Source organism: Clostridium beijerinckii HUN142, from assembly GCF_000621745.1.
In the GTDB taxonomy this organism is placed as follows: Bacteria; Bacillota; Clostridia; order Clostridiales; family Clostridiaceae; genus Clostridium; species Clostridium beijerinckii_A.
In genome coordinates this window covers 240470-257473 of record NZ_KK211337.1, presented here as the reverse complement: position 1 = coordinate 257473, position 17004 = coordinate 240470, and the positions used below count along the sequence as shown (strand labels likewise).

Genomic DNA, 17004 nt, shown 5'->3' with positions numbered 1-17004 from the left:
GTTAATCGTATTAACTAAATGTAACTCTTTTATAAAGTCACATTTAATTAATACTTAAACATATATGAGAATAAAAAAAATTATGAGCTAATATTATTAGGACACCTTACTTCGTAATCAATTACATTGATTTTTTAATTTATCCTATATCCCGATGTTAGGATTATGTTATTAATTAAATTTATAATTACATTTTATTATCTTTTTAGTAAAAAATCAATTACATTTTACTAAACTTTACTAAAGTTATTTACTACTTAATTGAAAACCTTTAATTTATACTATATAATCAGTAGTAAGCAATATTAAACTATCTTGTGGTAATTTTAGAATAGGGGTGCTAACTATTGAACGAATATAGTAAAATTTTAGTTGTTGATGATGAATTTATTATGCGACAAGGCATAACTCATATGATTGATTGGGAAAAAGAAGGCTTCCAAATTATAGGACAGGCTTCTAATGGTCAAGAAGCTCTCGAAATGATAAAAAAGGATATTCCTGACATTATAATTTCTGATGTTGTAATGCCTCAAATAAATGGAATTGAATTAGCTAAATTTGTACAGGACAAATACCCTAAGATAAGAATTATGATCTTAAGTAGTTATAGCGATTTTGAATATGTTAAATCATCTTTTCAAAATGGTGCTATTGATTATATTTTAAAACCTTCTCTAAATCCTTCTGAGTTATTAAGTACTCTAAAAAAGATTTCAATTAAAATGAAAAGAAATACTTTAGAAGGAAACTCTTTAAGTCTCACCAATAGTGCCTTAAATCGTCTTATATCAGGTTTTGACAATGATCCTGACTTTAAATATTTTGATACGATATTTACTTTTCAATCATTTTGCTTATTGGGTTTAAACGCAAAGAAAATATATGATAATTATAGCAAACGCCTTGAAATTATTGATTTTACAATTTCAGAAATCGGCAAGGAATTTTCTTTAGAAGGATTAAATGCAAATTATAATATACAATTCGCTAACATTGAAAACGAAATCATAGTTGTAATTATAAATTTTGATGATAAAAATTATAATTCTCTATTTAGTAAGCTAGAAAATATTTCAGAAATAGTTTCAAATAGTTTTAAAGAAGCATTTTTTGTATTAAGCAACTTCTTCTATTCTAGTAGAAATATTAAGGATATATACGAAAAGGAATTCCTAGTGTTAACTCAACAATATTTTTACAACAAAAATGTTTCTTTAATGTGTTCTTCCAACTTCAAAACACCATCGCCAATAGAAAAATTTAATTTTAAGCGTTTTTCAGAATCAATTTCTATAATGCAATTTCAGAATGCATTCGAAATGCTAACAATATACGTTACAAATGCTATTGATCAAAGATCTCTTACAGAATTTGAATTAAAAACATTGATTCAAAATTCTTTTTATAATGTGATTACTTCTTTAGAATATTTAAATTTTGATTTAAATAAGCTAAATTCCTTAAAGCAAGAGTGCTTTCATGACATAGATAACACTAAATATTCAGAAGACTTACTTGTGGCCTATGACTCTCTCTTAAATCGCTTTAAACAAATAATAGACACATATGAAAATAAAATAAATTCACATATGATCAATAAAATTATTCAATACATTCATGATCATTACGACGAGCAACTTACTTTAACTAATGTATCTAAGCTATTTAATTTTAATTATTCATACTTATCAACCTACTTTAGTTCCCATAATGAAGAGGGGTTTAATGAATTTCTTAATAAAATTAGAATACAAAAAGCTTGTGATTTTTTAAAACAGGATATTCCTATCTCAGATATAAGCGGAATGGTTGGCTACTCAGATCAAAGTTACTTTTGTAAGGTTTTCAAGAAATTTATCGGACTCACTCCTAGCGCTTTTAGAAAAAAATGATATTAATACTAGTAACAAACGAAAGGACTTTTCATTATGCTAAAATTATCAAAATCAATACATTCTACGAGCCTGTTTTTTAGAGTTGCTTCAGTTGTTCTTATAAGCGTTATTTTAGTATCTATTTCAATAGGAATTATTACAATTAAAATTTCAAAGGATATACTTGCTGATACTTTCAGCAAATCAAATTATAAAGTTTTAACACAAATTAGCAATGAACTTAGTACATTTAATGATAATACAATTAACATTATGAATGCGATTGATTATATCCCTGATTTTCAGCGATACTTATCAGAAAATGAGCTTACTCCACAGCAAAATTATCGAACTTTATACAATATGTTTACAGGCTTCCATAAAATGATCCCTGATAAAGATCTTTATGATATTACTGTACTAGCTGTAGGCGTTAATGGGAATACCTATGTAGCAAGCGATTATGACCATCTTATCCTTGATACTAATGAAGTTTTAAATAGCAGCTTTACAAAAAAAGCATTAGATAATAAGAATACTGTTTTATATCAATACTTAGATCATGGTTTTACAAAACTCACAAAAAACTCTAGTACAATTGTAGCTATAAAGGTTCTGTGTGATAAACTTACAAGAGAACCCTATGGATTTGTATATGTACTTATTAGTGAGCATACATTCCATAAATATTATGATTATTTTGTAGGTAATGGTAATAGCATTTCTATCATATCAAGTGATGGTACTATTGTTTCTTCTAGCCTTTCTTCAAAAATAGGAACGAAAAATTTAGATTTATATAATATATCAAGTGTCATTTTAAATAATAACCTCAAATACGTTAACACTAAATTAGATTCTTCTGATGTAGCAATATTATCAAAACATTTACCAACTTATAATTTTAATATAGTTGGCACGATTGATAAAAATATAGTATTAAGTGAAATATATGATTCTTCTGAAATTATAGCAGTAAGTATATTAATTGCATCAATATTCATTGCTATTACTTTCTTCGTAATACGTAGAACAACAAAACCAATTTCAGCTCTTGTTAAAGTTATGCCTAAAATAATTCATGGTGATTTCAATAATCATATTCCCATTGTTGGAAGCTATGAAGTTCGAGAACTATCTGCTAACTTTAACTATATGTTAGATGGATTAAATACTTATGTCTATGCCCAAATAAAAATGCAGAAAGAAAAGAGAAAAGCCGAAATACATGCTTTACAGATGCAAATTAATCCACACTTTATTTACAATACTTTAGCTTCAATCAAATGGCTTATGTGGCAAGGAAGCACAGAAAAATCTATACAAACTATAGATGCATTTATATCACTTCTTAGAAATACTATTAGTAATAAAAATGAAATGATAACAATACAAGAAGAAATCGAAAATCTAAATAATTATGTTTTAATTAATCATATACGATATGGAGATAATATTAATGTAAATTTTTTCGTAATTCCAAATTGCGAAAACTATGTAATTCCAAAATTAATTTTACAACCTTTCATTGAAAATGCATTTTTTCATGGCTTTAATGAAAGAAATAATGGATCTATACATGTGTTTGTAAATGAACAAAATCAGAATCTAATTTGCGAAATCATAGATAATGGCGTCGGAATGACAGATGAAGAAGTACAAAAGATTCTTAGAGAATCTTCTAAAAAACACGAGCATTTTACAAGTATTGGAATTCAAAATGTTAATGATAGAATTAAACTTCTATATGGCGATGATTATGGTATTTCAATTAGCAGCGAATTAGGTAAAGGCACTACTGTAAGGGTAACAATTCCTGCTCAAAAGGAATTTGTGGAGAATTAGCTTTTAATTTCTTTTATTTTCGTTAACAAGTAATATACATTTATCACAAAAAATAAAAACTATAATATGTTCTGCTAAATTTTAAATGCAACATATTATAGCTTTTTTAATAATAAGACAGCCTTTATATTTCTTAACTTTTTTTCTTTAATTCACCATAGAAAAATTGACTCATTGGAACTTCTACCTGACATATCGAAGCTAGTTCAATTAAATTTCCCGAAAAAACTTCTAATTCATTTTGTCTTCCTGCTTCAATATCTCTTTTTAATGAACTTGTTGATTCTCCCGCTTGTTTATGCATTAAGTGATAAAAATGCTCTTCTTCTAACTCATCAGAAATATTTATTTTTAATTTACGAGCTACAGCGCAAGCTTCTTTTAGTAATATTTTAGTTTGCTTAACTGCTTCATCATTTTTTATAATTTCTGCTGTTGTTGCGTTATAATAAGCAGTTATTATGTTATATGCACAATTTAATATATATTTTTTCCAAATAGCAGCTTCTATATCTTTTTCTATTTTACAAATAATTTCAGCTTCTTGTAACATTTTTTGAATTCTAATTAATACATTTTCTACTTCATCACTTTTTTTCAATCCATATCCTATATGTACCTTACAATAAGGACTTGCATGATGTATTGAAAAATCTTTCTCCGCTCCAGAAACTATATAAATTAGACTATCGATAACTTGGCCCCCATGTACAAGCTTTCTTACTTTTTCAGACACTCCAACTCCATTCATTAATGGAATTATTATAGTATTTTCATTAATCATCGGTATTATTTGTTTACATACTTGTTCCAAAGAAAAATGTTTAACACATATAAAAATATAATCCATTGTTCCAATTTCATTAGCATTATCGCTTGCTAATTTAGGATGAACAGTTAATTCTCCATGAAGATCACTGTATAACTTTAACCCATTATTTTTTATTGATTCTAATCTTTTGCCTCTTGCTAAAAAATACACATTGGAAAAATGCTTTGCAAGCATACAGCCAATATATCCTCCAACCCCACCTAATCCTACAACACAAATTTTGCTATTATCCATAAACAACTTGTCCTTTCACTTTTTATCATTTACTAAAAACGCTTCATCTAATTTATACCTATTTAGTTTAATTATAGTATATCATTAAATTAGTTCATTGTTAATTTTCATTCTTTTCCTCACTTATAAATAAGATAAAATCACTACAAACTTTTAAATTATTTATAGTGATTTTATCTTATTTGGGGGTAATATTTTAATTTTTTAATATATATATATCGAAATTTAATTTCTACATTCTGGTCTTAACTAAACACTTGTCTTACTAGAATTTTAAATGTGAATTTATTATTGCAACATATATACATAAAGAATTTTTCTCATTCTAATAATTAATTACAATTAACTTGCTTTAGTATTTTTAGACCATATTTATCTAATGTGATCTTTCCACTAATTTCTCCATCAGAAATCATATCAAAATATACTTCTTCTCCTAAATCTACCTTCTTTTCTTCTTCAGTGAAATTCATAATGAAAGTATATTTATTATTTTTATTGGAACGCATTTGAGCTGTGACACCTTGTGGCAATTCCCCATCTATAACGCTCTTAATATTTAAATCCTTAATAAGCTTTGAATAAAAATCATTGTTAAAATCTGCTCCCGTTCTTGCTGAAATATAATATGCTTTTCCATATCCATAGTTATTAACTGTTAACGCAGGCATGTCAGCATAAAAATCTTCTTTATATACTCCAAGAACTTCTGCGGTTTCTACATGGATCAATTCACAGTAATCTCTTACTTCATATTGTCTCTTTAATTCTTTAATTTTATCATCTTTAAATTCTATATAATTCACTTCATTATCATATAGTGAATCTATTTCTTCTGACCATATTCCAGTTACTTCTCGAAGTGGTCCTGGAAATCCCCCTAAAAAACAGAGATCATTTTCATCCACCATTCCACTGAAATAAGTGGTTACAAAAGTTCCTCCTGTCTTTACAAATTCATTAATTCTTTTTGCAACATTTGGTCTTATCATATATAGCATTGGTGCTATTACAAGTTTATAATCTGATATATCACAATCCATATTAATAATATCTACTGAAATTCCATTTTCCCAAAATACTTTATAAGCTGCTTGACAGCTTTCTTCATAGCCCTTTCTATATTTTTTTAATCCCTGTGCATCATCGATAGCCCATAAGTTTTCAACATCAAATATTATGGCCACTTCTGATTCTTTAATTGACCCTTGGATTTCTTTAATCTTTTTTAAGACTTCTCCAACTTCTGTAACTTCTCTAAATACTCTTGTATTCTCATGGCCACAATGATCTACAACGGCACCATGAAATTTTTCTGAAGCTCCTCTTCCTTTTCTCCATTGGAAGTATAGAACAGAATCTGCTCCATGAGCCACACCTTGCATTGATGATAATAAATGCATTCCAGGGCGCTTTAATTTATTAGTATCATGCCAATTTACGAGACTTGGAGTACTTTCCATTATTAAAAACGGCTGTCCACCTTTTAACGACCTGTATATATCATGTACAAAACTAACATTAGCTGCAAGCTCTTCAGTGCTTTCAAAATCATTATGCCATGCAGGATAGTTATCCCATGCAGCTACATCTACTTCTTTTGCAAACTTCCAATAATCTAAGCCTGTAAATAAGCCCATACGTGGATAATTCCCCATAAAATTAGCTGTCACAGGTATGTTAGGTGTTATTTCTCTTATGGGGGCAATTTCATTTTTATAAAAATCTATTGTCTGATCTGTAACGAACCGCTTCCAATCTAAATTATGTCCATGAACAAACATCTCACCCTTTTCAGACGGACTTTCGATTTGTGACCAACTGTTAAATCTATGACTCCAGAAACCAGTCCACCAAGCCTCATTTAATTTATCTAAATTATTATCGTACTTTCTTTTAAGCCATTCTCTAAAAGCATCTTGACATAGATCACAGTGACATTCTCCTCCATATTCATTAGAAACATGCCACATAATGAGTGCCGGATGATCTTTATATCTGTCAGCAAGAATTTTATTTATTTCATATGTCTTTTTTCTATAAACAGGTGAGGTAAAACAATGATTGTGTCTTTGACCATGAAGTTTTCTACTTCTATCGCTATTTACTCTTAAAACCTCTGGATATTTTTCTGACATCCATGCAGGTCTTGCACCACTTGGAGTAGATAGAATTACATGGATATTGTTTTCTGCCATATCATTCATAATTTTATCTAACCAATCAAATTCATACTTTCCTTCTTCTGGCTCTATTGCACTCCAGCCAAATATGTTTATTGATACACAATTGCAATTTGCAAGTTTCATAAGCCGCACATCTTCTTTTAACACTTCAGGATAGTTTAGCCATTGATCTGGATTATAGTCACCGCCATGTAAAAATCCATTTATTTTACCATTAAGTACTGGAAATTCCTTCTTCATAAGCTTTCCCTCCAATATTTTATAAAACTCTTATTCTTCTTAATGTCCAATTCTTTATTTTATTGAACCTGTCATTCCTGCAACAAAGTGTTTTTGCATAACAAAGAATACAAATGCAGTTGGTAATGTCGTAATTACTATAGCCATCATTATTAATCCATAATCTGGAGAGTAACTTGACGCTAACTTTGAAATTATAAGTAAAACAGTTTTCTTTTCTGGTGATTGTAGTGCAATCAATGGCCATAAATAAGCATTCCATGCACTCATAAATGTTATAATCGCTGCTGCTGCATAGGTTGTTCTCATAGTTGGGAAAAATATCTTAAAGAAAATTCCAGCTTCCCCCAAACCATCAATTCTTGCTGCTTCTAAAATTTCTTTAGGAAATGATTTTGCATTTTGTCTAAAGAAGAAAATTAAAAATGCGGTACAAACACTAGGCAAAACTACAGCCCATAATGTGTTTACTCCAAGAAAACTTAATGGTGAACTTTTTAAATTTGAGAAAAATTTGAATAATGGAATCATTAGAGCTGAAAATGGAACCATCATAGACAAAAGTAAAATGTTAAATAGTCTATCTCTAGCTTTTGTTCTAAATATTTCAAACCCATACCCTGCTATAGACGAAACAAGAAGTGCAAGAATTGTAGTTATAATTGCGATTTCTGCTGAATTAACTAAGGAAGAAGCAAATCCCAATTCTGGCTTAAAAAGATTATTTAAATTTTCCATAAAGCTATGCCCGGGAATTAGTTTTCCTCTTGTTACATCAACAGATTTATTTGTTGCACTAATAACCATCCAAAAAAACGGAAATATAGAAACAAAAGATGCTATACTCAAAAATATATATTTAAATACTCTATTCATTTTACTTGTCATTCTTATCTCCTCCTATTTTGAATTGGATTATAGCTAACACTACCACTATAATAACAACAAGATAAGCTACTGATGTTGCATATCCAAAGTCTGGTGTATATGTGAAACATAAATCATATATATATTTCGAAATAGTTGTTGTTGCATTGGCCGGACCGCCTTTTGTGATATTCATTGGTTCATCAAATAACTGCAGTGTACCAATTGTTGAAGTAATTGTTGTAAATAATATTATAGGTTTTAATAGTGGCACTGTTATAGATGTGAATTTTCTAAATGGAGATGCCCCATCAATTTCTGCTGCTTCATAAATAGAATGATCAATATTTTGTAAGCCTGACAAATAAAATATCATATTATAACCTGTCCATCTCCATGTTATGGCTATAATAATCAATATCTTAGCCCAAAATGGATCTGTAATCCATTCAATTGGTACTGAAATTAAATGTATATTGATAAGCAATTTATTTACTAAACCATCTGATGCAAATATGCTCTTTATAATAACTGAATACCCAACTAAGGATGCTACACAAGGTAAGAAAATTGCTGTTCTAAAAAAGCCACTAAATTTTAATTTTTTATCATTGAGAACTGAAGAAATAATAAGTGCTAAAATAATCATTATTGGAACTTGGACTATTAAAAATATAAATGTATTTCCAACTGCTTTAATCAAAGTTGCATCTGAAAACATTCTTACATAGTTACTAAAACCACTAAATTTCAAGTTATTACCTTTACCTGATTGTAGTGACATTATCAAAGATTGTATCATTGGAAAAAACACAAATAGTCCTATTAAAAATGTACCTAATGCTACATAAATCCATCCCCAAAAGTTTTCTTTGCTGTTAATACCAGATCCAATTTTGCGTTTCATTTTTTCAACTCCTTTAGGATTTGTAAAAGGCTATTTGCTAAACATGCATTTAAACTTTTAACAAATAGCCTTTATAAATTCATATTTTTCAAATTACGGTTATTTTATCTGTATTATTTACTTACAGCTGCCTCTGCTTGAGCTTGAGTTTTTTGAAGAGTTTCATCTATGTCAGCTCCGTTAACAATAGCTTGCATTCCTTCTGACATAACACTTTCCAATTGATATGTGTAAAGACCATAGTTTACAGATGGAACCTTTTCAGCCCATGCTGATAAATCTTTAAACACTTGTTGATCTCCATAAAATTTTATTGGCTTACTATAATTTCCGCTTGTACTTGCTGATTTTAAGGTACTTACTAAACCAATTGCTGGAACCAAATCATTCATTAAAGCATCATCTGATGCAAAAGTATTTGCTAAAAAGTCAGCAGCTAAATCTGAATTTCCAACCTTATCTAGAACATACCAGCTGCTGCCACCAAGGTTAGATGCATTAACTGATTTTGGATTTGAAGCCATTCTTGGAATAGCTGCTACTGCCCATTTTCCACTTTGGTCTTCAGAAGCTTGTATTGAAGAAGAAACCCAGCATCCACTTGGTACAGTAGCAACGTCACCTTTTTGGAATGCTGCTATAAATGCATCCCATCCAGATACTTGCTTTGTAATACCTGCGTCAACCATTTGCTTATATATATTAATTGCATCTTTTAAAGCTTGATTACCAGCAATATTTACTGTCTTTCCATCTTCTTTAACATACCATGAACCAGCTGACTGCATCATAGCTCTTAGTTGATTTAAATCACTTGGATCTATAGTTATCATAGCTTTTCCAGTCTTAGCTTTAACAGCCTTACCAATTTCTATATATTTCTCCCAAGTAAGATTTTGCATATCTTCTTTTTTGTATCCAGCTTGTTCAATTAAATCTGTTCTATAAAATAATGCTGTGACACCACTATCAAATGGTACTCCATAAGTCTTATCCCCTTGCTGCATGGATTTTAATTTGTAATCCATGAATTTGCTTTTGTCTATTTTTTCACTTAAATCTTTAATCTCACCTGGATAAGATTGCAAATAATTTTGAATTTTATAGTCTTCAATTAACACAACATTAGGAAGCCCATCATATGTCCCTGACGAAAGGCCTGTATTTAATTTTTGTACCACATCATCTTGTGCCATACTTACTACATTAATAGTTACATCCGGATGATTCTTTAAATATTTTTCTTTAGCCATATTAGCTGCTTTTATATTGAATGTATCATCCCAAGCCCAGATAGTAATTGTTTTATCATCTTTTCCTTTGCTTGATGATCCAGTGCTGCCACCACCTGATGATGAACCACACGCCATTAAACTAAAAGCCATCATTCCAGTTACAACTGCAGCCATAACTTTTTTAAGTTTCATAAATTATTCCCCCTTGAAATTAAAGTTTATACATAAGTAATTTTCTAATTTATATTAGTTATGTATTTGTTTACATTGTAGCATTTTCAATATAGTAATCGTTATTGAAATATTGATATCAATTTGTAATAATTTTATAATATTAACATTTGTATTTGTACTTTTTTTAGTTATTAGTACTTTTTTTATTAGCCTAATATAAATGTTTAGCATAGTTTTTTTATTTTTTCTTTATTTAGTCCTTTAAAAGTTTAAATGCTTAGATTTATAGCAAAAAAATAGTAACCCTTTTCTACAAAAAAGGCTACTTCTTAGTTATTATATTCTCTTACAGCTTTCTCTAATTTTAAATTCAGTTGGTATTACTACTTTTTTATTATATTCCCTAGCACCATTTAAATTTTCAAGCAGCAAGTCAACTGCCGCTTTTCCTAAATATTCACTTGGTATTCTTATTGTAGTTAGGGCTGGTATCATATATTTTGCACTAGGCTGATCATTAAATCCAATTATGCTTATATCATCTGGTATTGATAATCCTTCCTCTGAAATTGCTTTGTAGGCTCCAACTGACATTGTATCATTTCCAATAAAAAAAGCTGTTATATTATTTTTAGATTTTAATGCTTCCTTCATAAGATTATATCCAGCTTTAAAAGTGAATCTCTCTGTTTCATATATATATCTATGATTATAGATCCCCTTGCTTTCCATAAATTCTTTATATTTTATATCCCTCTTATCTAAATGCGCATCTCTATAATCTATGTATTCCAATTTCTTTCCACCAATAAAACCAATTTTCCTATGTCCTAAGCCGTACAGGTAATTTAATATTTCATAAGTTGCTTTTTCTAAATCTGCCATCACTGAATCAAATCTATTTTCATCAGGCGAGAAGTCTACAAATACTATATTATCATTGGCACTTGCTAATTTATCCACGACACTTAAAGAGAACTTTCCGATAGCAATTATTCCGTTAACATTCTTAATATCCTCAATACTGCTATCCTCACTTAGCTTTACCAAATTAAAATTATTTTCATTACATTTTTTTTCAGCAGCTAATCTTATTGATAAGTAATATGGATCTCCTAATTCTTCCTCATAATTATACCAGTAAATAATCCCTATATCCTTGTTTTTCTTATTTTTAGCTTTTTTTGTCTTCGCTGAAACATAATCAAGTTCATCTGCTATTTTTAATATTTTTTCCCTTGTTGCATCACTTACATTTAACGTTTCATCAAAATTTAAAACTCTAGAAACTGTTGATATAGAAACTTCTGCAATAGAAGCTATTTCCTTTATAGTGGCCAACTTAACTTCCTCCTTTAGCTCCGCATAGTTTAAAAATTAAACACAATATCTTGCTGAAAATAAATCCAATTTAAGTTTATCTCACAAGCAAAATATAGTCAAACTGTTGTGATGCTTTTCCTTATATAGATGACACTAAATTTAGACTTAGGAGCTAATCTACCGAAAGTAGAAACATTGTTATTTCTCAGGAATATGAAAATTTTGCTGAAAGTGCTAAATTGCAGGTTGCATCACTAAAGCTTGATCCAAATTTCATTGTGACAAGCTTTAGCGGAACCACCTCTAATTAAGAACTTTTAACATCTCATTTTCAAATGCCTGCTGCATAAAAATGTTTCTGCTTTCTAGTTAATGATATATCATAGTATAAATCCAGCTAATAATTGTTTTGTCTCTTTATATATAACGACTAGCGGTCATACTTGTGTTTGAACTTACCAAAATTATAAATATTTTAATTCCAAAAACTATGAAAACTTCAGAAATAATTAAGAGAAAGAGGGGTCCACTTAAACTTATTCCAATCTAAATTGGATAAGCAAAGCGTTTCCCTCTCCCCTCAAGTAGTTTTAGCAACTTACTTTATTTACACTACACAAACAATTTGATTTCTTATGTGAATGTACTTATATAATAAATCAAATATATATCTATGCTATACTAGAAATCATGTCCTATCGTATAAGCCTAACCACTCGTCATACCTGATGTTTCCTATAAATATTTATATATTTATATATGAAAGTATTTTTATACGTACATATATTTCTTTAAAAATATATACCTTTAATCCTATATAAATATATACATATGTTTATAATCTTTAAGTATGTTTTCATAGTCCCATGTAACAGACATATATTCAATTCCGGTGAATATGCATATAAGTTCCATCATCATTTAGGAACCGAACCCTATGCACAAAAATATTTTATCCTATTGTATTAAGTAGGTTAGCCATTTCAATAGCTGAAACTGCACTTTCATATCCTTTATTACCAGCTTTAGTTCCCGCTCTTTCAATTGCTTGTTCTATAGTATTTGTTGTAAGAACACCAAAAATTACTGGCTTTCCACTTTCAAGAGAAACACTTGCAATTCCCTTGGATACTTCTGAGCAAACATAATCATAATGTGATGTAGATCCTTTTATTACTGCTCCTAAACATATTACTCCATCGTATTTAGGGCTCTTAGCCATCTTTTTAGCAATTAGTGGGATTTCAAAAGCACCTGGCACCCATGCAATATCAATATCTTCTTCTTTTACACCATGCCTCTTTAACCCATCTATCGCTCCATCTAAAAGTTTTCCACCAATAAATTCATTAAATCTTCCTACTACTATTCCAAATTTTAATCCTTCTGAAACTAAATTTCCTTCAAATATATTCATTATTTTTTCCTCCAATATTTTATATTATTTATTTTATTTTTTATCAAATTCAATTAGATTTACTGTAATCTAAATACTAGTTGAACTTATAACCACAAGTATTAAAAGTAACTTATTGCTGCTATATTTCTCCAAATAGAGCAGTACGTTATTAGAATTTAATTATCCGATATATCTAGAAAATGATTCATTCTTTCTTTTTTAGTTTTTAAATAAAATTCATCATTTTCATTTAAAGGCATTTGTATCGGAACTCTTTCCACAACTTTTATATCATTTTTTTCTAACCCTTCTATTTTAGCTGGGTTATTAGTAATTAATCTAACATTCTTTATACCTAAGATTTTAAGCATGTCAGCACTTATTTTATAATCTCTCATGTCTTCTCTAAATCCTAAAGCTAAATTTGCATCTACCGTATCCAATCCTTGGTCTTGAAGTGCATATGCTTTCAACTTATTTAAAAGGCCAATTCCTCTTCCTTCTTGTCTCATATACAAAAGTATCCCTGAGTCCTCTTTTGCTATCATCCTCATTGAAGCTTCATATTGTTCTCCACAATCACATTTTCTAGATCCTAGGGCATCTCCAGTTAAACATTCAGAATGAACTCTCACAAGCATTGGTTCATCATTATTTTTAATATCTCCTTTGACTAAAGCCAGATGACATTTTGAAGAATTTTTTTCTTTAAATGCTAGTACTTTAAAATCTCCATACTTAGTCGGAAGATTAGCTTCCGTTTCCATAACAACACTTAAGTGTTCTTCTCTTCTATATTTAATTAAATCTGCTATGGTAACAATTTTTAAGTTGTGCTCTTTAGCAAACTTTACTAAATCATCACGTCTTGCCATAGTTCCATCATCTTTTACTATTTCGCATATAGCTGCTGCACCTTTAAATCCTGCAAGTTTTGCTAAATCCACTGATGCCTCTGTATGCCCAACTCTCTCAAAAACTCCGCCATTCTTAGCTATTAATGGAAATATATGACCCGGTCGTCTAAAATCATCTCTTTCATTTGCTGTTACAAGTTTATTTATTGTACAAGCTCTTTCAAATGCTGATATACCTGTTGTGGTATCCTTATGATCTATAGATACTGTAAACGCCGTCTCATGATTATCTGTATTTTTTTCAACCATTGGATTTAATCCAAGTTTTACTGCAATTTCTTCTTCTACCGGAGCACAAACAAGTCCTCTTGCGTACTTAATCATAAAATTGATATTTTCTCCATTAGCTAGCTCTGCTGGAATTACCAAATCACCTTCGTTTTCTCTTCCTTCATCATCAACAATTATTATCATTTTTCCTTCTTTAATATCTTTTAGTGCCTCTTCTATACTATTAAACATAATACTCCGCTCCTTAATTTTATATTTTATATATACTGAAAATTTCAGATTTATCTATATAATTAAAATCCATTTTCTCTTAGAAATTCCATTGTAATATTACTCTGTTCATTTTTCTGTTTTTCATCTTTTTTGCTAAATAGTTTTTCTACATATTTTCCTATTAAATCACATTCCAAATTAACTTTTGAATTAACTTTTTTATATGGAAGAATGGTATTATCTAAAGTATGAGGTATAACAGAAACCTTAAATACTTCATCATCAACATAAGCAACTGTTAAGCTTACTCCGTCTATTCCAATTGATCCTTTATATATAATGTATCTTAACACCTCTTCAGTAGCAGATATAGTGAACCAAGTCCCATTACTTTCTTCTTTTATAGAAACTATTGTTCCAACACCATCTATATGTCCACTTACAATATGACCACCAAGCCTATCACTTAGTCTCAATGCTCTTTCAAGGTTTACTTTATCACCAGTCTTTAAATTTCCTAAGTTACTTTTAGCCAAAGTTTCTCCCATTACTTCTGCTTTAAAGGAATTTGAGTATTTTTCTTTTACTGTTAAACAAACCCCATTTGTAGCTATACTGTCCCCAACTCTGGTTTCCTTTAAAACTTCACTACACTTAATTTCCATTACTCCAAAACCATTACCCGTGCTGAATTTCTCAAGCACTCCAACTTCCTCAATAATTCCAGTAAACATTCTTTCCTCCTTATTTCTTTACTTTTTATTTATCAACATAGCCATCTACCACTAAGTCTTCTCCAATTGTTCTATAACTAATATCTTTTAATCTGACTGCGTCATCTAATTTAAAGAAACCTTTTCCTGCTATACTATTTCTGCTGTTTTCTCCACCTATTATCTTAGGAGCTATATAAAATCTTACTTTATCTACAATTCTCTCTTCTAATGCCGAAAAATTTAAAGTTCCTCCACCTTCTATAAGTATTGAATCTATCCCTTCTTCTCCAAGTCTCTTAATCAACTCTTTCAAGTTAACCCTATTATCTTTATCTAACACTTCTATAACTTTAATATCCATGGACCTTAATATTTTTTTCTTTTCTTGGTCTGATTTTAAAGTAGTTGCCACTATTGTAGCTTTGTCACTATTTGTAACAACCTTAGATTCTAGCGGAATTCTAAGATTACTATCCACAATAATTCTGATTAACTTCTTTCCCTCATTGATTCTACATGTGAGTTCAGGATTATCCTCAATTACTGTATTTACTCCTACCATAATCGAATGAATCCTATTTCTTAAGTGTTGTGAATCTTCTCTCGATTCTTTAGATGTAATCCATTTTGATTCTCCACTATAAGTTGCTATCTTCCCATCAATTGACATTCCACTCTTTAAAATAACAAATGGAATTTTTGATGTTATATACTTCATGAAAATTTCATTCATTTCTTTACATTCTTTTTCTTTAATACCTACTAAAACTTCAATTCCATGCTCTTTTAACTTTTCCACACTTTTTCCCGAAACTAACTCATTTGGATCTAACATACCTATTACTACCTTTTTAAATTTTTTTTCAATTATTAGATCTACGCACGGCGGTGTCTTTCCGTAATGAGCACAAGGTTCTAAAGTGACATAAATTGTACTTCCCTCCACAGATTTTGTTGCATTTTTCACTGCATTTCTTTCTGCATGAGCTTCTCCATAGCACTCATGATAACCTTCACCTATTATTTCGCCGTCTCTAACTATAACAGCTCCAACTAATGGATTGGGATTTACTTTTCCTATTCCTCTTTTAGCTAATTCTAAAGCTCTCTCCATGTATTTCTCATCCAAAACTTATCATCTCCATTTTTTCATACTACCTCTTATAATATAATCTTCCAAATACTTAACTTTTTATAAGCAAATAAAAAAATCGCAGGCGCCTGTGGTTAAGTTCCGTATTGTGTTTCGCACTCTTTTCATATGTGTAGATTTTTTTACGCATCTGCCTTTTTGAACGCATGTGAGAAAAATTTGGCAGGCGAATATATTTTCTTTTTTTATTCTCTTTACGAACCGTAACTTTCTGAATCAGTCTTTTCTATAACTTATCCACAGATTTCACCTGAATATAAATTCCTAGAGAATAAAAAAACTCCGAGGTTTAAATCCTCAGAGTTTCAAAAAATGTAATTACATTATTTATATCTATAAGTAAAATTTTAAAATTTATCCTATATATTACAATATATATCGTAAGCCAATTCTATCGATCTTATATAATCAACTCAATCTTAAAAATATATTGTAATAAAAAAACCCTGAATTTCATTTAATTCAGGGTACTAAATACGAACAAATAACATTTAAAACTTTAATTTTAAATATAATTTATAATAATTACTCTCTTCTTTCATCCAGACTTTACTGTCGGCTTCGGAATCTAACCGAATCTGCTTTTTAAAGCTTGCGGGCTGTACCGCCGATAGGGAATTTCACCCAACCCCGAAGATTTTTTATTCAATTTACA

General features: G+C 29.6%; 12 protein-coding genes and 1 riboswitch. Of the genes, 2 read left to right on the top strand and 10 right to left on the bottom strand.

Annotated features, from left to right (window positions below; translation table 11 throughout):
* The first annotated feature begins 347 nt into the window (after positions 1-347).
* Positions 348-1895 (top strand): response regulator transcription factor, encoded by a 1548-nt coding sequence (locus T483_RS0124850; protein ID WP_026889255.1) that lies wholly within the window; start codon positions 348-350, stop codon positions 1893-1895.
* A 36-nt stretch (positions 1896-1931) separates the two neighbouring features.
* Complete coding sequence (locus T483_RS0124845) at positions 1932-3722, top strand: sensor histidine kinase (protein ID WP_026889254.1); 1791 nt, start codon at positions 1932-1934, stop codon at positions 3720-3722.
* Positions 3723-3855: 133 nt separating this feature from the next.
* On the opposite strand, the gene T483_RS0124840 is transcribed toward T483_RS0124845, so the two are convergent.
* The 10 genes from T483_RS0124840 to ribD form a co-directional block, all read right to left on the bottom strand.
* Positions 3856-4788 (bottom strand): ketopantoate reductase family protein, encoded by a 933-nt coding sequence (locus T483_RS0124840; protein ID WP_026889253.1) that lies wholly within the window; start codon positions 4786-4788, stop codon positions 3856-3858.
* A gap of 332 nt (positions 4789-5120) precedes the next feature.
* Positions 5121-7214 carry a beta-galactosidase gene (locus tag T483_RS0124835; protein ID WP_026889252.1) on the bottom strand — a complete coding sequence of 698 codons (2094 nt, stop codon included), beginning with the start codon at positions 7212-7214 and terminating at the stop codon, positions 5121-5123.
* A gap of 54 nt (positions 7215-7268) precedes the next feature.
* Entirely contained in the window at positions 7269-8102 is an 834-nt protein-coding gene (locus tag T483_RS0124830; RefSeq protein WP_026889251.1) for a carbohydrate ABC transporter permease, read from the bottom strand.
* A complete protein-coding gene (locus tag T483_RS0124825) occupies positions 8092-8988 on the bottom strand; it encodes a carbohydrate ABC transporter permease (RefSeq protein WP_026889250.1) in 897 nt (298 codons plus the stop codon). Before T483_RS0124825 ends, T483_RS0124830 begins: the two co-directional genes overlap by 11 nt.
* 113 nt (positions 8989-9101) lie before the next feature.
* Positions 9102-10415, bottom strand: a complete 1314-nt coding sequence (locus T483_RS0124820; RefSeq protein ID WP_026889249.1) for an ABC transporter substrate-binding protein — start codon at positions 10413-10415, stop codon at positions 9102-9104.
* A 318-nt stretch (positions 10416-10733) separates the two neighbouring features.
* On the bottom strand, positions 10734-11738 hold the full coding sequence (locus T483_RS0124815) for a LacI family DNA-binding transcriptional regulator (protein ID WP_026889248.1): 1005 nt from the start codon (positions 11736-11738) through the stop codon (positions 10734-10736).
* A 934-nt stretch (positions 11739-12672) separates the two neighbouring features.
* Complete coding sequence (ribH, locus tag T483_RS0124810) at positions 12673-13137, bottom strand: 6,7-dimethyl-8-ribityllumazine synthase (RefSeq protein ID WP_026889247.1); 465 nt, start codon at positions 13135-13137, stop codon at positions 12673-12675.
* Between the two features lie 158 nt (positions 13138-13295).
* Positions 13296-14498 (bottom strand): bifunctional 3,4-dihydroxy-2-butanone-4-phosphate synthase/GTP cyclohydrolase II, encoded by a 1203-nt coding sequence (locus T483_RS0124805; RefSeq protein WP_080697149.1) that lies wholly within the window; start codon positions 14496-14498, stop codon positions 13296-13298.
* 62 nt (positions 14499-14560) lie between these two features.
* Complete coding sequence (gene ribE / locus T483_RS0124800) at positions 14561-15214, bottom strand: riboflavin synthase (RefSeq protein ID WP_026889245.1); 654 nt, start codon at positions 15212-15214, stop codon at positions 14561-14563.
* Between the two features lie 25 nt (positions 15215-15239).
* A complete protein-coding gene (gene ribD / locus T483_RS0124795; protein WP_026889244.1) occupies positions 15240-16325 on the bottom strand; it encodes a bifunctional diaminohydroxyphosphoribosylaminopyrimidine deaminase/5-amino-6-(5-phosphoribosylamino)uracil reductase RibD in 1086 nt (361 codons plus the stop codon).
* 550 nt (positions 16326-16875) lie between these two features.
* Positions 16876-16991, bottom strand: a riboswitch (FMN riboswitch).
* Positions 16992-17004: the final 13 nt, after the last annotated feature.